Consider the following 17,460-nt stretch of genomic DNA (forward strand, 5'->3'; position numbering starts at 1 on the left):
CCCTCGCGGTGTTGATCATCGGATTCCTGCCGCGCGACACGCCGTCGACCGGCGTGTCGTCGTGCGCAGATCCGATGATCAACTGACGAGGAGGGGTCAGATCCAGTCGCGTCGCTTGAAGACGGCGTACAGCGTCAGGCTGACCCCGAGCATCAGCAGCAGCGCGAACGGATAGCCGAACACCCAGTTCAGCTCCGGCATGACGGCGAAGTTCATCCCGTAGACCGTGCCCACGAGGGTGGGGGCGAACAGGATGGCCGCCCAGGCAGAGATCTTCTTGACCTCCTCCCCCTGGGCGATCGAGGCCTCGGTCAGCTCCCGGATCTCCTCGTTCTGCCGCTGCGCGACGAGGGTCGCGTTGACGGTGAGGATGTCCCGCAGCTGCAGCCGGAAGCCCTCCGCCCGCTCGTTGACCTGGACGACGTGGTCGGCGACGTCCCGCAGGTAGCTGCGCAGCTCCTCGTCGACGCCGTACTTGTCGAATCCCGCCGTGATGGCGGCGAGGATGCCGGTCAGAGGCACTGAGGCCCGCTGGAAGTCGAGCACCTCCTGCGACAGCTCGTAGATGCGGCGCGACACCGCCGGGTCGCCGCGGAAGACCTCGGTCTCGATCTCGTCGATGTCGTTGGCCAGTCCGGCGACCACCGGCCGGTACCCGTCGACGACGGCGTCCAGGGTCGCGTACAGCACCGCCTCGCTCCCCTTCGCCAGCAGCGCGGGGTCGCTCTCCAGCCGCCGGCGCACCCGGGAGAGGTCGGGCGACTCGCTGTGCCGCACGGTGATGACGAAGTCGGCGCCGAGGAACAGGTGCAGCTCGCCGAACTCGACCTCCTCGGCCTCGTCCCGGTACCGCGCGGCCTTGAGGACGACGAACAGCGTGTTGCCGTAGCGCTCGAACTTCGGGCGCTGGTGGGCCTTGATCGCGTCCTCGACGGCGAGTTCGGGGAGGTCGTAGAGCTCGGCCAGCTCACCGAGTTCAGGAGCCTCCGGCCGGTAGAGCCCGATCCAGGCCAGCCGGCCCTCGCCCTCCGCCAGCTCCTGCCGGCTCTCGGCGGCCGACGCGGGCGTGGCCACCCGGCGGCCCCCCGAGTAGACGGCGTTGTCCACCATCCTCGAGCGAGGGGCGGCCACGGGAGTGGCGGCGGGGGTGCCCGTCTGCACCCGCGGCGGACGACGGGTGAGCGTGCTGAGTGCGGTCAGGGGCGCGAGGCGACGGTCGGTCATGACGGACTCCCGGGAACGGGGACGACGGCGGACACCGGGAGGTCCTCCGCGCGCGCCGTCCGTCCGTTCGACGGCCGGGAATCAGGCGGGGAGGACCTCGGGATCGGGACTGGGCGGCTCGGTGCGCATCGCTCGCCGCCCTTCCGGTCGTTCCCCGCGACGGTCGCCGGGCCGTCGTCCATCGTGACATGTCCTGTCCAGTCCCCCGGACAGGTGAACGCCAGGGTGGCTTGACCGGAGCCCGTTCCGGCCTGGCACAACTAGACCTGACGCTGCTCGCTCTGCGCTAGCGTCCCCGCATCGTCGGCATCGGGGCCACCGTGGAGGTGCCACCTTCGTGCCGCGAGCGCGGTGGTGCAGCGGCTCCGGCGCGCCCCTTCGAGATCGACGGAGATCCGGATGAGCACGGCACTCGACGGCGCGGCACTCGACCAGGTTCTGCAGGACGCGGTGGACAGCGGGGCGGTGCCTCATGTGGCCGCCATCGCGGCAGACCGCGACGGCGTCGTCTACGAGGGCGGCGCCGGCGTGCGCATCGCCGGTCAGAGCGACGATCCGGTCGGCACGTCCACCCAGTTCCGGATCATGTCCATGACCAAGATGGTGGCGACGACGGCGGCGCTGCAGCAGATGGAGCGCGGCGAGCTCGACATCGACGCCCCGGTGGAGAGCTACCGCCCCGAGTTCGCCGACGTCCAGGTGCTCGACGGGTTCGACGGGGCCACCCCGCGGCTGCGCGCGCCGGCCAGCAAGGCCACGGTCCGGCAGCTCATCACCCACACCTCGGGTCTGGGTTACTGGTTCTGGAACGCCGACCTCAAGAAGTACGAGGAGGCCACCGGCCTGCCCAACGTGGTGCCCGGCGTGATGGAGGCGTTCAAGGCGCCGCTCGTCGCCGACCCCGGCACCCGGTACGTCTACGGGATCAACACCGACTGGCTCGGCCTCGTGGTCGAGACCGTCGCAGGCACAACGCTCGACGTCGTCGTCAAGGAGCACATCGCCGGCCCGCTCGCGATGGACGACACGATGTTCGCGCTCGACGAGGGTCGCAAGCAGAACGTGGTCGACGTCCACGTGCGCGGTGAGGACGGCGCATGGACGGCGGCCGGCGGCATCCTCAACGAGTCGCCGGAGTGGTGGCCCGGAGGGCACGGCCTGTACTCGACACCGCGCGACTACATCCGCTTCCAGCGCGCCCTGCTCCGCGGCGGTGAGCTCGACGGGCAGCGCATCCTCCAGGCGTCGACGGTCGACGCGGCCTTCAGCAACCAGATCGGGAACCTGGACTTCCCCGAGGTGATCGAGACCGCCGATCCACCGATCACCGACAGCCTGCGCGTCGGCCCCGGCTACAAGTGGGGCTACGGGCTGCTGCTGAACACGAGAGACGTCCCCGGCCGCCGGCGGGCCGGCACCGGTGCGTGGGCCGGGCTGTTCAACACCCACTTCTTCGTGGACCGGACGACCGGCATCTGCGCCTCGATCTACACCAACTCGCTGCCGTTCATCGAGAAGGACGGCGCGTGGAAGCTCTACGGCGACTTCGAGGAGGCCCTGTACTCGGCGCTGTGACGAGCGTGCGGGGTCGGTCCCTTCAGGACGGGCCCGTGTCGTTCGACCCGCGACGTCGCGAGCTCGGCGGCGGCACCGGCGGCCGTGCCGCGCCGGTGCGGTCAGCCGCGGGCGAAGATCCCGGTACCGAAGGCGCCGTTGCCGACCAGCACGCGGGCGAATCCCTTCCCCAGCTCGGTGGCCCGTGCGGTGCGCTCGGCGCCGAGGTGCTCCCAGGGCGCGGCCGAGAGGGCGTCGGTCTCCGCCTCGACGCGGGCCCGCAGGTCCTCGCCCTCGGCGGAGAGCCCGCCGTCATCGAGCAGCCCACGCTCGGCCAGCGCGGCGCAGCAGGCGGCCCACTCCTCGTCGCGCCACCCGCGGCTGGCCTTGGCCGCCGCCTCGGTGAAGCCCCGGCCGGTGGCGGTGTGGGTGACCAGCGCCTCCAGCCCGCTGAGCCCGGAACGGAGGAGCGCGGCCACGTGCCCGTCACCGCGGTACTCACGCAGCAGCGTGACGCCGTGCCACACCTGCAGGAGCGGCTCGTGGGGCCACGGCAGGTCGGCGTGCCCGGCGTAGAGCGCGCGGCCCTCCGGCGTCAGGACGGTGCACGCCTCCCTGAGCAGCGCGGCCAGCTCCGGCACCGCGACCGCATCCGGACCACCCAGCAGCCGGGTGAGCGACGCACGCGCCGCGTCCAGGCGGGCCGCGAGCACCTGCTCGGGCGAGGCGATCGTCCACGCGCGCGGGATCATGTGCGCGACCAGGGACGGCGAGAAGTTGTAGAACGTCGCCGTCACGACGCCGGCGCCCACCGGACCCATCGCGGCCGCACGGCCGGCGAAGTAGGACATGCGGCCGGCCTTCAGACCCAGCCCGGACAGCCGCTCATCGAGCTCGGGCGCGAAGTAGATCTGCGCGTGCAGCGGCTCGACGGCGCGGTGCGCGCGGGCGACCACGGCGAGATCGAGAGCGGACGCGGGTCGATCGACGCTGACCATGCGCCGCACCCTAGCGATGCGTGGCAGGACGCCGTCGGCGGCGGCGTTGATCCCTTCCCCGGCCCCGGTTCCCGCGACTAGCTTGATCGAAGCCAAGCGGGAGGACCTATGGCGGCGACGATCCACCCGCCCAGAACGGCGCCGTCCACCAGGTCCGCGCTGGTCAAAGCACCGACGGGCATCCGCGGGTTCGACGAGCTCACCGGCGGTGGGCTGCCCCACGGCCGGGCGACCCTGGTCACCGGAGGCCCGGGCTCGTGCAAGACGTTGTTCGGGCTGGAGTTCCTGGTGCGCGGTGCAGAGGAATTCGACGAGCCGGGCGTCCTCCTGGCGTTCGAGGAGTCGGCCACCGACCTGACGGAGAACGTCGCCTCGCTCGGCTTCGACCTGGCCGGACTCGAGGCCGACGGGCGCCTGGTCATCGATGCGGTCCGGATCGATGCGTCCGAGATCGTGACCACGGGGGAGTTCGACCTCGACGGCCTGTTCATCCGCTTGGCCGCGGCAGTGCAGTCGGTGGGGGCCCGGCGGGTGGTCCTGGACACGATCGAGGTGCTGTTCGGCGCGCTGGGCGACGAGGCGATCGTGCGGAACGAGTTCAGCCGGCTGCTGCGGTGGCTCAAGGACCACGAGCTCACCACCGTGATCACCGGTGAGCGTGGCCCGGAAGGGCAGCTGACGCGGTTCGGCATCGAGGAGTACGCCTCCGACTGTGTGCTCGTCCTCGATCACCGGATGCGCGACGAGATCGCCACCCGGCGGCTGCGGGTGGTGAAGTACCGCGGATCGGCGCACGGCACGAACGAGTATCCGTTCCTGGTCACCGACCGTGGCCTGCGGGTCTGGCCCATCACCTCGACCGCGCTCACCTACGCGGTCTCCACCGAACGCGTGTCGCTGGGCGTGCCGCAACTGGACGAGATGCTGGGCGGCGGCGTCTACCGCGGCTCCACCGTCCTGATCACCGGCACCGCCGGCACGGGGAAGACGACGCTGGCGGCGTCCGCGGTCGACGCGGCCTGTGCCCGCGGGGAATCGGCCCTGTTCGTGTCCTTCGAGGAGTCCCCGGACCAGATCATCCGCAACCTGAGGTCGGTCGGGATCGACCTGGGCCGGTGGGTGGACGACGGGCTGCTGCGGTTGTGGGGCGAGCGGGCGACCGCCTTCGGCCTGGAGGCACACCTGTCGGCGATCGAGCGGCTGCTGGAGGAGTCCGAACCGGCCGTCGCCGTCCTGGACGCGGTCGGCAGTCTCAGCAACGTCGGCGCGGAGGCGGAAGTGACGTCGGCCGTCGTCCGCGAGGTGGACATGATGAAGTCGCGCGGTGTCACCGCGATCCTGACCAGCCTGAACCACGACGCGCAGCGGGAGTCCAGCTCAGTTGCGGTCTCGTCCGTGGTCGACACCTGGCTGCTGCTGCGCAACGTGGAGAGCGACGGCGAACGCAACCGGCTGTTGTTCGTGATGAAGAGCAGGGGGACGGCGCACTCGAACCAGGTGCGCGAGTTCCTCCTCACCGACCACGGCGCCGAACTGCTGGACGTCACCGTCGGCGCCCGTGGTGTCCTGACCGGCTCGGCCCGGCTGGCACAGGCCGCCGAGGAGCGCGCGGCCGCGGCCGACCGGAGCGCCGAACTGGAGCGGCGACGCCTGGCACTCGAGCGGCGCACCGCCGAGGTCGACGCCCAGGTCGCCGCCCTCCACGCGCAACTGGCGACCGAGAGCGCCGAGCTCGATCGGCTGGCGGCCGAGGAGACCCGTGGCGCGGACGCTCGCGCGGCGGACCGGGAACGCCTCGCCCGCCGACGCGAGAGCGGACCCGCCGACGGTCGATCCGAAGCTCGGGATGGGTGACATGGACGCCAACGGCCCGGCCCACGACGACGGGTCCGACTCGTCACCGATGTACGAACTGCGCCTCTATCTCGCCGGGCACAGCCCCAAGTCCGTGCGGGCGGTGGAGAACCTGCGCCGCACGTGCGAGGAGTACCTCCCGGGGCGCTACCGGATCGAGCTGGTCGACCTCCTCGAGAACCCGCAGCTCGCCCGTGGTGACGAGATCATCGCCGTCCCGACGCTGGTCCGGAAGCTCCCCGAGCCCGTCCGCAAGATCATCGGCGACCTGTCGGACACCGAGAAGCTGCTGGTCGGCTTGCAGCTGCGCAGCGCCGGCGGCCGGCAGTGACGGCCCCGGACGACGACTCCCCCCACTGGTCGCTGAGGCTGTACGTCAGCGGCGCCTCCCCCCACTCCGCGCAGGCCCTCGAGACGGTCCGGCGCCTCTGCGACGAGGAACTCGCGGGGCAGGTCGAGCTCGAGGTGGTCGACGTCGCCGACGAACCCGACCTCGCCGCCCGGGACCGGATCGTGGCCGTACCCACCCTGGTCAGGCGGCTGCCCCCGCCGCCGCGTCAACTCGTGGGGGACCTGGCCGACGTCGACCGGGTCCGCGCCGGGCTCGACCTGGGTCCCCCGCCGTCGCAGCCACCCGTTCCGGGCGCGCCATGACCCACCCGCCGGAGAACGCCGTCGACGAGCTGGGCCGGCTCCGTTCCCAGATCCAGGACCTGGACAGGGCGCTCACCGCGATCCGGGCGGGGGACGTCGACGCGGTGGTGCTGGGCGGTCCGCACGGTTCCCAGCTGTACACGCTGGTCAGCGCCGACCGGCCGTACCGGGTGATCGTCGAGGGGATGGGCGACGGCGCCGTCACCGTCTCCGAGCGCGGGATCATCCTGTACGCCAACCTGCGGCTGGCCGATCTGGTCGGAGCCGACCGCGCCGCGCTCCTCGGCCGGGAGGTCACCGAGCTCGTCGACGCGTCCGCGGCCGGAACGCTCTCGTCCCTGCTGGCCGCCACCGACCCCGGCACCACCCACCAGGCGGAGCTCGAGCTCGTCCACGCGGAAGGCTCCGCCGTGCCGGTGCTCGCCTCGGTGACCGGCCTGGACATCGAGGGCGTCATCGTCCGGTGCCTCGTCCTCGCCGACCTCACCGACCGGCGCCGCGGCGAAGAGCAACTGGCCGGCGCCTACGCAGAGCTGAGCCGGTCGGCGCACGAGCTGGAGGAGGCGCAGCGGATCGGCCGGATCGGCAGCTGGTTCTGGGATCCGGCCACCGACGAGATCACCTGCTCCACCCAGATCTTCCGCATCCTCGGCATCGAACCCACGCCGAGCGAAACTTTGCTGCGGCCCACCCTGGCCGGCTTCTTCCACCCCGAGGACGCGTCGCTGGCCACCACGGCGCGCGAACGCGCGCTCGCCGACCGCCGGCCGTTCGTCATCGAGCAGCGGGTCGTCCAGGCCGACGGGGACGTGCGACAGACCGTGACCCGGGGGGAGGTCGTCGCCGATGCCGACGGCGCGGTGGCCGGGATGCGTGGCACGACGCAGGACGTGACGGAGCAGCGCCGGGCGGCGACGGCCGTCCTCGAGGCCCGCGCGGCACTGATGAGCCAGACGATGGAGCTGGCCGAGGAGCACCGGGTGAAGGAGTCGCTGCAGCGCGCGGTCCTGCCGGCCCGGCTGCCCTCCGTCGCGGGAGTGGAACTCGCCGCGCGGTATCTGCCCGCCGACATGCCGTCCCTGGTCGGCGGCGACTGGTACGACGCCTTCTGCCTGCCGGACGGCGGCCTGGCCGTCGCCACGGGGGACGTCGTCGGTCACGACCTGGACGCGGCGGCCACGATGGGCCAGGTACGCAACGCCCTGCGGGCCTACGCGTTCAGCGACGATCCCCCGGCCGGGGTCCTCGCGCGGCTCAACGGGCTGATCACCGGTCTGGGCGACAACGGCCTGGCCACCGCGCTGTTCGGGCGCATCGACCCCGCGCAGCGCATGTTCCGGTGGTCGTCCGGGGGGCATCCGCCGCCGCTGCTGATCGGCGCGGCCGGCGTCCGCCTCCTGTCCTGCCCGGCGGGAGTGATGCTGGGCGCCGTCCCGGCGGCCCACTACGCCGACGCGCACGCGGCGGTCGAGCCGGACGACCTGCTCGTGCTCTACACGGACGGCCTGATCGAGCGGCGGGACCGTGACCTGGACGAGGGGTTCGCCGCCCTCGCCCGAGCAGCGGGGGACCTCCACGGCGAGCCCGCCGAGGCCGTCTGCGCGGCCCTGATGGAGCGCCTGCTGCCTGGCGAGGAGCACGAGGACGACGTCTGTCTCCTCGTGCTCCGCGTCCTGCCGCCCGACAGTCCACGGCAGTAGCCGACCGGCGCACGCTCGCCCGGCCGGGGTCGTCGGAACCCAGCGGCCGGCCGAGCAGGCGCTGTCAGAAGCGCGCGGGCCCGCGGAGGTCAGGGTGCCCAGCACCGCGGGGGTCGGCCCGAGCCTGCGGTGTCATCTTGCTTCCAGTCCGAACAGGCGAGCCCCGTTGCGCCACAGGACGGCGCGCAGCCACTCCTCCCCCAGCTCCAGCCGGTGCAGCGCCTGGAGCTGGTGCGCGTAGGCGTACGGGATGCTCGGGAAGTCGCTGCCGAGGAGGACCTTGTCCCGGAGCGCTCGCAGCCGTGGCCGCAGGGCCGGGTCGAAGGGCATCAGCCGCTCGATGAAGTCGGTGGCGAACATGGTGGTGTCCAGGTGCACGAGCTCGTGGTGCTCGGCGAGGTCCAGGAACTCGGCGTACTCCGGCATGCCGAGATGGGCGATGACGAGCTGCAGCCGCGGGTACCGCTGCAGCAGCCCGGTCACCGGCGCCGGCCCGGTGTGCTCCCCCACCAGCGGGCCCGATCCGCAGTGGATGACCACCGGCGTCCCGCTGTCCTCGAGCTGCGCCCACACGTCGTCGAGGAGCGGGTCGCGCGGGTCGAACCGGCCCACCTGCACGTGCACCTTGAAAACCCGAGCGCCGCGGTCGAGGGCCTGCCCGACGTAGCCCGCGGCCTCCGGTTCGGGGTAGAAGGTCGCGGAGGAGAGCACCTGCGGGCGGGCCCGCGCGAACTCCGCCGACCACTCGTTCAGCCACGCGGCCATCCCCGGCTTGTGCGGGTACGGCAGCGTCGGGAACGCGCGTACACCCAGCCGGTCGAGGACGGCGAGCCGGTCCTCCACCGGCACCGGGTACTCGACCGGCCACGGAGCGCCGTAGTGCGTGACCGCCTCGGCGAAGTACTGCCAGACCTTGGCCTGCACCGGGTCGGGGAGGAAGTGCACGTGCGCGTCGACCAGCCCGGGCAGGCCGAGCTCCCGCCAGTACCGGGGGACGTCGGCGTCGTCGGCCGGCGGGAGCACCAGGGTCATCGAAGCGTGACGACGACCTTGCCGCGCACGTGCCCGCCCGCGACCAGGCGCTGGGCCTCGGCGGTCCGCTCCAGCGGGAACGCCTTGGCGATCGGCACGCGCAGCTGGCCGGCGTCGGCCATGCGGCCCAGTTCCTCCAGGTCGTGCTGCTCGGGGCGGACGAACACGTAGCGGCCACCCATGTCGTTCACGGCCGGATCGACCACCGAGACGATGCGGGAGACGTCGCGCACCTGCTTGGGCGCGTCGGCCAGGACATCGCCGCCGACCAGGTCGAGGACGGCGTCCACCGGCTCGGACAGCTGCTCGCTGGTCGGGCCGGCCGAGTAGTCGAGCACCTCCGCGGCACCCGCGTCGCGCAGGAAGCCGTGGTTCCTCGGGCTCGCGGTGCCGATGACGTGCGCGCCGAGCGCGACTGCGATCTGCACGGCGTTGAAGCCCACGCCGCCGGCGGCCCGGTGCACGAGCACCCGGTCACCCTCGCCCACGTCGAGCGCCTCGGTGAGCGCCTGGTACGCGGTCAGCCCGGCCAGCGGCAGGGCGCCGGCCTCGGCGAAGGACAGCGACTCCGGCTTGTGCGCCAGGCACCGCTGCGGGGCGGGCACGAACTCGGCCGTCGTCCCCCACCGGACGTCGTCCCGGCGGACGTAGCCGAACACCTCGTCACCGGGCGCGAAGTGCACGACGGCAGAGCCGAAGGCCTCGACGACGCCGGCGACATCCCAGCCCGGCGTGATCGGGAAGGAGTGCGGATAGGCACCGGCGAGGTAGCCCTCGCGGATCGCCATGTCGACCGGGTTGACCCCGGCCGCGTGCACGCGGACCAGCACCGTGTCCGGGCCGACCGGCGGATCGGGGAGATCGTTCCGCAGTTGCAGGACGTCCTCGCCGCCGAAGCGGTCGTAGGCGATGCCCCTCATCGACGGCCCTTGAGGTGCCGGCCGAAGGCCTTCTGGATCTCGCGGCGGGAGTCGCGCTCGGCCATGTCGTGCCGCTTGTCGTAGGACTTCTTGCCCTTGGCGAGCGCGAGGGTGGCCTTGACCCGGCCGTCCTTGAAGTACAGGTCCAGCGGGACGAGCGTCAGCCCGCCCTCCTTGATCTTCCCGATCAGCTTGTCGATCTCGCCGCGGTGCATCAGGATCTTGCGCTTCCGGCGCGGGGCGTGGTTGGTCCAGGTGCCCTGCGTGTACTCGGGGATGTGCACGTGCTGCAGCCACACCTCGCCGTCGTCGATGGAGGCGAAGCCGTCGACGAGTGAGGCGCGGCCGGCGCGGAGGCTCTTCACCTCGGTACCGGTCAGCGACAGGCCGACCTCGTAGGTGTCGAGGATCGAGTAGTCGTGCCGCGCCTTCTTGTTCTGGGCGATGAGCTTTCGCCCGGTCTCACGCGGCATGTGCCCAGGTTACTTCCCGGGCCGAAGGCGCCCCGGCCGCAGCGGCGTGCGCGACGACGGGCAGCGCTGCGACCGGACGTACGACCCCGCCCGGCCCGACCAGCCGGGGGGTGCCGGAGAGGCTTTACCGGCCCCCATACCGGGCCTGACCTGCAAGAACGCACGATCGCTCTTCACAACGGACTTCCGGTTCCGGACCGTCTGGAGAAGCTGATGGCCGCATCCGCCGGCATCGACGTCACCGGTCCCGCGCGCGATCAGGTCGACCAGGCGCTCACCCCCGAGGCGGGACCCGCAGGCGGATCCGGCGGGAGACCGCCCTCCCCGCCGCGGAGATCCTCGACGCCTCGATTCGTGGAGCCCCCAGTCGGAGGGCTCCCAGTCCGCTAGGAGAATGACCGTGGCCGAATCTCGCCCTGACACAGCGGGTGGCCCGAACATCGCCACCGAGATCCCCAGCAGGTACGTGGCGCCGGTGGAGTACGCCGACCTGCCCGAGCCGCTGCCCATGAAGAAGGTGCTCGGTCCCAGCGTGCTCCTGCTCGCCGGCGCGATCGGCTCGGGCGAGTACGTGCTCTGGCCCTACATCACCTCGCAGGTCGGGCTCGCCCTGGTCTGGCTCGTGCTCGTCGGCGTCGGGACGCAGTACTTCCTCAACATGGAGATCGAGCGGTACACGCTCGCGACCGGGGAGACCGCCGTCACCGGCTTCACCCGGTTGTGGAGGCCGTGGGGCGCGCTGTTCATCGTGATGACCATCGTCCCGTGGGCGTGGCCGGGCTGGGCCACCGGCGGGACGACGACGCTCAGCTTCGCGATGGGCTTCAGCGAGGGCGCCGTCCCCTACATCACCATCGGGGTGCTGCTGCTCATCGGCGCCGTCCTGACCGTGTCGCCGGTCGTGTACCAGACCGTCGAGAAGGTCCAGTTCTTCTTCGTCGGCCTGATCGTGCTGTTCATGATCTACGCGATCGTCGCCCTGCTCGGCTTCGACGGGTACGCCGCGCTCGGCGAGGGTTTCGTGAACGTCGGTGAGATACCCGACGCGATCGGCTCCATCGGTGCGGCAACGCTGCTGGGTGCCATCGCGTTCGCGGGCGCGGGCGGCTCGCTCAACCTCGTGCAGTCCAACTGGGTGCGCGACAAGAACCTGGGGATGGGCGCGCGACTGCCCCGGATCGTCTCGCCGATCACCGGAGAGGAGATGGCCGCTCCCACGACCGGCTTCTTCTTCCGCCGGGACGAGGCGAACCTGCGCCGGTGGCACGGCTGGTGGCGGGTCGCCGACCGCGAGCAGTTCTTCACGTTCTTCGTCATCGGCGCGATCGCGTTGCTCACCTTCATGACGCTGACCTACGTCACCGTCGGCACCGGCGCGACGGCGGAGAGCTTCGACTTCATCCGCGTGCAGGGTGAGTCGCTGCAGGCGTCGGAGGGGGCGTGGCTGGGGACGACGTTCTGGCTGATCGGCACCGTCGTCCTCTACTCCACGAACCTCGCCGTGCTGGACATGGTGGGGCGGGTGACCGCCGACGTGCTCAAGACCGGGCCGCTCGCGAACAGCACCACCTGGACCGAGAGCCGGCTCTACTTCGCCACCGTGTGGGCCGAGATCGTCTTCGGCTCGGTCATCCTGCTCTCCGGTGTCACCCAGCCGCTGGTGCTGCTGGTCATCGCGTCGTCCCTGAACGGGCTGGTGATGTTCGTGTACTCGTGCCTGCTGATCCAGCTCAACAAGCGGACGCTGCCGCGCGAGATCGGCCTGCGGGGCGGACGCCTGGTCGCCATCGGCTGGGCCGTCCTGTTCTACGGCTTCTTCTCGGCGATCCTGCTGTGGGACCAGTTCTCGCAGCTGTTCGGCTGATCCGCAGGAACGGGCCGGATCGGCACAGTGGGCCCCCATCAGGCGTTGATGGGGGCCACTGTGCAGAGCCCGCGGGGAACTACAGCCGGACGTAGAGCCGCAGGGTGACGTAGGCGGCGGTACCGGCCAGACCGACGCCGGCGGCGGCGATGATCGGGCTGATGAAGGCGATCTCGCCCCAGTCGACCGGCGGGATGATGCCCGCCTTGATCGGTCCGGCCAGCGTCCGGTCGACGAAGAGCACCTTCGTCAGGATGAGCCCGCCGATGGCCAGCAGCGCGCCGATCAGGCCGGCGAGGGCGGCCTCGAGGATGAACGGCAGCTGGGTGTACCAGCGCGAGGCGCCGACCAGCCGCATGATGTTCGTCTCGTTGCGCCGGTTGAACGCCGCCAGCTGGATGGTGTTCGAGATCAGCAGCAGCGCCGCCAGCGCCTGGACCACCGCCACGGCGATCGTCGCGTTGCGGGCGCCGTTGAGCAGGCTGAACAGCCGGTCGAGGAAGTCGCCCTCGTCGCGCACCTGGTCGACGCCGTTCTGCCCGCTGGGGAACTCCGCGGCGATGACCTCGTAGCGCTCGGGGTTGACCATCTCGACGCGGAAGCTCTCCGGCAGGGCGTCGGGCGGAGTGTTCTCGACGAGCTCCGGCTGCTGGCTGAACTGCTGCTGGAAGCGCTCGTAGGCCTCTTCCTTGGACTCGTAGAGGTAGGCCTTGACCTCCGGCGACTCGGTCAGCCGCGACTCGATGTCGGCGCGCTGCTCGTCGGTGACGTCCTCGGCCAGGAAGATGGAGACCTGCACCTTGTCGTAGTAGATCTCCTTCATGTCGGAGATCATCCCGGCGATCAGCAGACCGGTGCCCATGAGTCCGAGCGAGATGGCCGTGGTCAGGATCATCGCGACCGTCATGGTCAGGTTGCGACGCAGCCCGGTGGCCACCTCGGAGAGCACGAAGTTGACGCGCATGGATTCCCTATCTGGATCTCTGCCCGGGGCGAGACGATCGCCTGGACGTCAGCTGCACGTGGTCAGGAAGTAGCGCGTCAGCGCCCGACCCCGTAGACACCACGCGACTGGTCGCGGGTGATGACTCCCCCGTTGAGCTCGATCACGCGCCGGCGCATGGAGTCGACGATGTGGTAGTCGTGCGTCGCCATGATCACCGTGGTGCCGGTGCGGTTGATCCGCTCCAGCAGCAGCATGATGCCCTCGCTCGTCTCCGGGTCGAGGTTGCCGGTGGGCTCGTCGGCCAGCAGCACGAGCGGCCGGTTGACGAACGCGCGGGCGATGGCCACCCGCTGCTGCTCGCCGCCGGACAGCTCGCCGGGCAGCCGGTGGGCCTTGCCCTCCAGGCCGACCATCTCCAGCACCTCGGGGACGACGCGCTTGATCGTCTTGCTCGGCTTGTTGATCACCTCGAGCGCGAAGGCGACGTTCTGCGCGACGGTGCGGTCACGGAGCAGCCGGAAGTCCTGGAAGACGCACCCCATGGTGCGGCGCAGCTTGGGCACCTTCCACTTGCTCAGGGTGTTGAGCGTCTGGCCGTTCACCGTGACCGTGCCCGAGGTCGGGGTGTCCTCCTTGAGCAGGAGGCGCAGGAACGTCGACTTGCCCGAACCGGAGGACCCGATGAGGAAGACGAACTCACCCTTGTCGATCTCGGTGGACACGTCGTCGAGGGCCGGCCGGCCGCTGGCCGGATAGAGCTTGGTGACGTGTTGCATTTCGATCACGAGGCGCCACGGTACCTGCACCGGACCCCATCACCGAGGCACCGCCACGGAACTCCCCGGACTCGTTCCCAGGGGCCCCAACCACCTGCGCGTGGGCTGGGAGCGGTCAGTTCCCCTCGCCGTTCTCCTGCTGCTTGCGCCACCGGATCCCGGCCTCGATGAACGTGTCGATGTCGCCGTCGAGGACCGCCGTCGTGTTCCCGGTCTCGTACTCGGTGCGCAGGTCCTTGACCATCTGGTACGGGTGCAGGACGTAGGAGCGCATCTGGTTTCCCCAGCTGCTGCCCTCCCCCTTGAGCGCGTCCATCTCCGCGCGCTGCTCCTGCTGGCGGACGACGAGCAGCCGCGCCTGGAGCACCCGCAGCGCCGCGGCACGGTTCTGGATCTGGCTCTTCTCGTTCTGGCAGGACACCACGATGCCGGTCGGGATGTGCGTCATCCGGACGGCGGAGTCGGTGGTGTTGACGCTCTGCCCACCGGGCCCGGAGGAGCGGAAGACGTCGACCCGGATCTCGTTCTCCGGGATCTCGACGTGGTCGGTCTGCTCGACCACCGGCAGCACCTCGACCCCGGCGAAGGACGTCTGGCGACGGCCCTGGTTGTCGAACGGCGAGATCCGCACCAGCCGGTGGGTGCCCTGCTCGACCGAAAGCGTGCCGTAGGCGTAGGGCTGCTTGACGGCGAACGTGGCCGACTTGATGCCGGCCTCCTCCGCGTAGCTGACGTCGTAGACCTCGGTCGGGTACTTGTGCCGCTCCGCCCAGCGCAGGTACATGCGCATGAGCATCTCGGCCCAGTCGGCGGCGTCGACCCCGCCGGCCTCCGAGCGGATGGTGACCAGCGCCTCGCGGGCGTCGTACTCGCCGGAGAGCAGGGTGCGCACCTCGAGCTCCTCGATCGCGGTCCGGATGCTCGTCAGCTCGCGCTCGGTCTCGGCCGTGGTGGCCTCGTCGCCCTCCTCCTCGGCCATCTCGTGCATGAGGCCGACGTCGTCGAGCCGGCTGCGCAGGTCCTCCACCCGCCGCAGGTCTCCCTGCAGGTAGGAGAGCCGGGAGGTCAGGGCCTGGGCGGCCTCGACGTCGTTCCAGAGGTCCGGCGCGGCGGCCTGCTGTTCCAGATCGGCGATCTCCTGGCGCAGGTCGTCGACCTTCAGCACGGCCTCGATCGACTTCAGGGTCGTGTTCAGTTCGTCCAGGACGACGGAGAAGTCAGCAGCCACGTTCTCCGAGGGTAGTGCGCCCGCCGCCGGGGTATCCGGGAACGGCATGACGGAGCCTCGCGGGCACCGTTCCCGTACGGACTACGAGCAGGGTCTGCCCGACCACCACGACCCGACGGCGGGCTTCGCGGGCGCTCCTCCCGCACGGTCGGCGCTCACGCTCCGGTTGGTGCTCGCCGTCTTCGGGCTGGTCGTCTGTGCCGCCGCAGGCATCGGCTTCCTGGCAGCCGGCCTGCCGGTCTGGACGGCCGTGATCCTGTTCGTCCTGGCGGCGACGGCGCTGGTCGACATCGGTGTGATCGTCCGGCGCAAGGCCCGGGGCGAGCCCGGCTGAGACCTACCGGTCGGGACGCACGAGGCGGTGGGTCAGGCGGGTGCGGACACCTGGGCCGGCTCCGCGGCTCCAGGAAGGACGGCCCTCCCCGACGACGCGGGCCCCCGGGCGATCAGCCACGGGGTGAGCTCCTCGGCCGGCATGGGCCGGGCCAGGTGGTAGCCCTGCGCGAACGTGCACCCGAGCTCGGTCGTGACCGCAAGCTGCGCGGCGGTCTCCACTCCTTCGGCGACGGTCCGCATCCCGAACGCGCGCGCCAGGGCGACGACGGCCGCGACGGCGGCGGCGGCCTGGCTGTTCGGGCCGTCGGCGCCCGCGACCAGGCTCCGGTCGATCTTGAGCACGCCGGCCGGCAGAGCGACGAGCTGGCTCAGCGAGGAGAAGCCGCTGCCGAAGTCGTCGATCGACACCTCGACGCCGGAGACGCGCAGGGCCGCCAGCTGCTCGGCGGCGCGCTGCGGGTCCTCCGCGAGGCTCGTCTCGGTCAGTTCGACGACGAGCCGCCCGGGTGCGAGGCCGGAGGCGGCCAGGGCGTCGGCGACGTCCTGGACCAGGGTGCCGGTCGCGAAGTGATCGGCGCTCACGTTGACGTTCATCACCAGCGGCAGGCCGGCGAGGTCCCAGGCGACGGCCTGCCGGGTGGCCTCGGCCAGCACCCAGCGGGTCAGCGGCGCGATCAGCTCGTACTGCTCGGCGAGCGCGATGAACTCCGACGGCGGCAGGAGGCCGCGCTCGGGGTGCTGCCAGCGGATGAGGGCCTCGACGCCGGTCATCCCGCCGGTGCGCAGGTTCATCACCGGCTGGTAGTGCAGCACCATCTGGCCACTCGTGATCGCGTCCCGGAGCTCGCCGGCCAGCTGGAGCCGCTGCTGCACGGCCGCGCGCAGGTCCGGTGTGAAGACGCGGAACCGATTGCGACCCGCGGCCTTGGCCGCATACATCGCGAGGTCGGCATCGCGCACGAGGTCGGGCGATCGGGTTCCGGGGCGATCCGTCGGGCCGACCCCCGCGATGCCGATGCTGGCACTGAGCCGCAGGGCGCGGCCACCGACCTCGAAGGGCCGCTCGAAGGCGCTCTGGCACCGGCGGGCGAGGAGCTCGGCGCCGTCGGTGTCGCAGTTGCGGCAGAGCACGACGAACTCGTCGCCACCGAGGCGGCCGACGGTGTCCTCCGAGCGGACGCCGGCCCGCAGCCGCGCGGCCAGTTCCCGCAGCAGTTCGTCGCCCACCTCGTGGCCGAGGGAGTCGTTGACGTCCTTGAAGCCGTCGACGTCGAGGAACAGCACGGCCACGGCCGGGTGGTCGGGGTGCTGCAGTTCGGCGTCGATGATGTCGTGCAGGTGCGCCCTGTTGGGCAGACCGGTCAGTGAGTCGTGCCGGGCCTGCCAGGCCGACGCCTTCTCCGCGACGACTCGCGACGTGACGTCGGTGTGCGTCACGACGACGTGCCCGTCCTCCCCCACGCGCGTGGCCTGCAGGTGGAACCAGAGGACCCCCGCACGGTGCGGCAGCGCGTAGTCCAGGGAGACCGTCCGGCGCTGCCCACGGGCCAGCTCCTGGAGCGAGCTGATCATCGTCCGGTTGGTGTCGTCGTCCGCGAGACGCAGGGCGAGCTCGAAGTAGTTGCCGCCGACGCCCACCCGGACCCGGTCGTCGTCGAGCAGCTCCGCGGCGGCGACCCACGCGGAGTTGGCGATCAGCACGGTGCCGTCTGCGGCGACCAGCAACGTGGGGGACGGCAGTGCGTCGAGCATCGCCTCCATGAGGTCGACGTGGGCCGGGGCGAGCCGGCGTCCGGGCACAGCGACGGGGCGTTCGTGCCGACCCTGTGGTGCCGCCATGAGTGCCGCCCGCTGCCCGAGGACGGCCGACGTCGGCGTCCTGTCTCCTTTCTCCATCGGCA

Annotated in this window: 16 protein-coding genes; 7 read left to right on the forward strand and 9 right to left on the reverse strand. The window is 71.3% G+C overall.

What is annotated here, in order from left to right; all coding sequences use genetic code 11:
• Nucleotides 1-96 precede the first annotated feature (96 nt).
• Entirely contained in the window at nt 97-1,224 is a 1,128-nt protein-coding gene (locus tag E4P39_RS03695) for a magnesium and cobalt transport protein CorA (protein WP_135135037.1), read from the reverse strand.
• Between the two features lie 399 nt (nt 1,225-1,623).
• Here E4P39_RS03695 and E4P39_RS03700 point away from each other — a divergent pair, with 399 nt between their 5' ends.
• Nucleotides 1,624-2,799, forward strand: a complete 1,176-nt coding sequence (locus E4P39_RS03700; RefSeq protein ID WP_135135038.1) for a serine hydrolase domain-containing protein — start codon at nt 1,624-1,626, stop codon at nt 2,797-2,799.
• A gap of 101 nt (nt 2,800-2,900) precedes the next feature.
• On the opposite strand, the gene E4P39_RS03705 is transcribed toward E4P39_RS03700, so the two are convergent.
• A complete protein-coding gene (locus tag E4P39_RS03705; protein ID WP_209306326.1) occupies nt 2,901-3,776 on the reverse strand; it encodes a hypothetical protein in 876 nt (291 codons plus the stop codon).
• 108 nt (nt 3,777-3,884) lie between these two features.
• Between E4P39_RS03705 and kaiC the strand changes: the two genes are divergently transcribed.
• Genes kaiC through E4P39_RS03725 form a run of 4 tightly spaced genes read left to right on the forward strand, consistent with a single transcriptional unit; the run spans nt 3,885 to nt 7,984 of the window.
• A complete protein-coding gene (gene kaiC / locus E4P39_RS03710) occupies nt 3,885-5,630 on the forward strand; it encodes a circadian clock protein KaiC (protein ID WP_135135039.1) in 1,746 nt (581 codons plus the stop codon).
• A gap of 1 nt (nt 5,631) precedes the next feature.
• Complete coding sequence (locus tag E4P39_RS03715; protein WP_209306327.1) at nt 5,632-5,961, forward strand: circadian clock KaiB family protein; 330 nt, start codon at nt 5,632-5,634, stop codon at nt 5,959-5,961.
• On the forward strand, nt 5,958-6,284 hold the full coding sequence (locus tag E4P39_RS03720; RefSeq protein WP_135135041.1) for a circadian clock KaiB family protein: 327 nt from the start codon (nt 5,958-5,960) through the stop codon (nt 6,282-6,284). The genes E4P39_RS03715 and E4P39_RS03720 overlap by 4 nt, the downstream gene beginning before the upstream one ends.
• Complete coding sequence (locus tag E4P39_RS03725) at nt 6,281-7,984, forward strand: SpoIIE family protein phosphatase (protein WP_135135042.1); 1,704 nt, start codon at nt 6,281-6,283, stop codon at nt 7,982-7,984. The genes E4P39_RS03720 and E4P39_RS03725 overlap by 4 nt, the downstream gene beginning before the upstream one ends.
• Nucleotides 7,985-8,116: 132 nt before the next feature.
• Here E4P39_RS03725 and E4P39_RS03730 read toward each other — a convergent pair whose 3' ends face one another.
• The 3 genes from E4P39_RS03730 to smpB are packed head-to-tail and all read right to left on the reverse strand — an operon-like array spanning nt 8,117 to nt 10,409.
• Nucleotides 8,117-9,016, reverse strand: coding sequence for an amidohydrolase family protein (locus E4P39_RS03730; protein ID WP_135135043.1), 900 nt, complete (start codon nt 9,014-9,016; stop codon nt 8,117-8,119).
• On the reverse strand, nt 9,013-9,936 hold the full coding sequence (locus tag E4P39_RS03735; RefSeq protein WP_135135044.1) for an NADP-dependent oxidoreductase: 924 nt from the start codon (nt 9,934-9,936) through the stop codon (nt 9,013-9,015). Before E4P39_RS03735 ends, E4P39_RS03730 begins: the two co-directional genes overlap by 4 nt.
• A complete protein-coding gene (gene smpB, locus E4P39_RS03740; protein WP_135135045.1) occupies nt 9,933-10,409 on the reverse strand; it encodes an SsrA-binding protein SmpB in 477 nt (158 codons plus the stop codon). Before smpB ends, E4P39_RS03735 begins: the two co-directional genes overlap by 4 nt.
• Nucleotides 10,410-10,809: 400 nt before the next feature.
• On the opposite strand from smpB, the gene E4P39_RS03745 reads away from it, so the two are divergent.
• Nucleotides 10,810-12,273 (forward strand): Nramp family divalent metal transporter, encoded by a 1,464-nt coding sequence (locus E4P39_RS03745; RefSeq protein ID WP_209306328.1) that lies wholly within the window; start codon nt 10,810-10,812, stop codon nt 12,271-12,273.
• Nucleotides 12,274-12,352: 79 nt separating this feature from the next.
• Here E4P39_RS03745 and ftsX read toward each other — a convergent pair whose 3' ends face one another.
• From ftsX to prfB, 3 genes are all read right to left on the reverse strand, one after another.
• Complete coding sequence (gene ftsX, locus E4P39_RS03750) at nt 12,353-13,237, reverse strand: permease-like cell division protein FtsX (protein WP_135135047.1); 885 nt, start codon at nt 13,235-13,237, stop codon at nt 12,353-12,355.
• Nucleotides 13,238-13,314: 77 nt separating this feature from the next.
• Nucleotides 13,315-13,995 (reverse strand): cell division ATP-binding protein FtsE, encoded by a 681-nt coding sequence (gene ftsE / locus E4P39_RS03755; RefSeq protein WP_209306348.1) that lies wholly within the window; start codon nt 13,993-13,995, stop codon nt 13,315-13,317.
• Nucleotides 13,996-14,110: 115 nt separating this feature from the next.
• Nucleotides 14,111-15,223, reverse strand: coding sequence for a peptide chain release factor 2 (prfB, locus tag E4P39_RS03760; RefSeq protein WP_135135049.1), 1,113 nt, complete (start codon nt 15,221-15,223; stop codon nt 14,111-14,113).
• A gap of 46 nt (nt 15,224-15,269) precedes the next feature.
• Between prfB and E4P39_RS03765 the strand changes: the two genes are divergently transcribed.
• Entirely contained in the window at nt 15,270-15,557 is a 288-nt protein-coding gene (locus tag E4P39_RS03765; RefSeq protein ID WP_135135050.1) for a DUF6343 family protein, read from the forward strand.
• A 32-nt stretch (nt 15,558-15,589) separates the two neighbouring features.
• Here the strand turns inward: E4P39_RS03765 and E4P39_RS03770 are convergent, their stop codons facing one another.
• Nucleotides 15,590-17,455 (reverse strand): EAL domain-containing protein, encoded by a 1,866-nt coding sequence (locus tag E4P39_RS03770; RefSeq protein WP_245159610.1) that lies wholly within the window; start codon nt 17,453-17,455, stop codon nt 15,590-15,592.
• Nucleotides 17,456-17,460: the final 5 nt, after the last annotated feature.

Source organism: Blastococcus sp. CT_GayMR19 (genome assembly GCF_004570385.1).
Taxonomy (GTDB): domain Bacteria; phylum Actinomycetota; class Actinomycetes; order Mycobacteriales; family Geodermatophilaceae; genus Blastococcus_B.

Coding starts and splice junctions, on each gene's coding strand:
- E4P39_RS03695 (WP_135135037.1), bottom strand. CDS start 1,224: ATGACCGACCGTCGCCTCGCGCCCCTGACCGCACTCAGCACGCTCACC.
- E4P39_RS03700 (WP_135135038.1), top strand. CDS start 1,624: ATGAGCACGGCACTCGACGGCGCGGCACTCGACCAGGTTCTGCAGGAC.
- E4P39_RS03705 (WP_209306326.1), bottom strand. CDS start 3,776: ATGGTCAGCGTCGATCGACCCGCGTCCGCTCTCGATCTCGCCGTGGTC.
- kaiC (WP_135135039.1), top strand. CDS start 3,885: ATGGCGGCGACGATCCACCCGCCCAGAACGGCGCCGTCCACCAGGTCC.
- E4P39_RS03715 (WP_209306327.1), top strand. CDS start 5,632: ATGGACGCCAACGGCCCGGCCCACGACGACGGGTCCGACTCGTCACCG.
- E4P39_RS03725 (WP_135135042.1), top strand. CDS start 6,281: ATGACCCACCCGCCGGAGAACGCCGTCGACGAGCTGGGCCGGCTCCGT.
- E4P39_RS03730 (WP_135135043.1), bottom strand. CDS start 9,016: ATGACCCTGGTGCTCCCGCCGGCCGACGACGCCGACGTCCCCCGGTAC.
- E4P39_RS03735 (WP_135135044.1), bottom strand. CDS start 9,936: ATGAGGGGCATCGCCTACGACCGCTTCGGCGGCGAGGACGTCCTGCAA.
- smpB (WP_135135045.1), bottom strand. CDS start 10,409: ATGCCGCGTGAGACCGGGCGAAAGCTCATCGCCCAGAACAAGAAGGCG.
- ftsX (WP_135135047.1), bottom strand. CDS start 13,237: ATGCGCGTCAACTTCGTGCTCTCCGAGGTGGCCACCGGGCTGCGTCGC.
- ftsE (WP_209306348.1), bottom strand. CDS start 13,995: ATGCAACACGTCACCAAGCTCTATCCGGCCAGCGGCCGGCCGGCCCTC.
- E4P39_RS03765 (WP_135135050.1), top strand. CDS start 15,270: ATGACGGAGCCTCGCGGGCACCGTTCCCGTACGGACTACGAGCAGGGT.
- E4P39_RS03770 (WP_245159610.1), bottom strand. CDS start 17,455: ATGGAGAAAGGAGACAGGACGCCGACGTCGGCCGTCCTCGGGCAGCGG.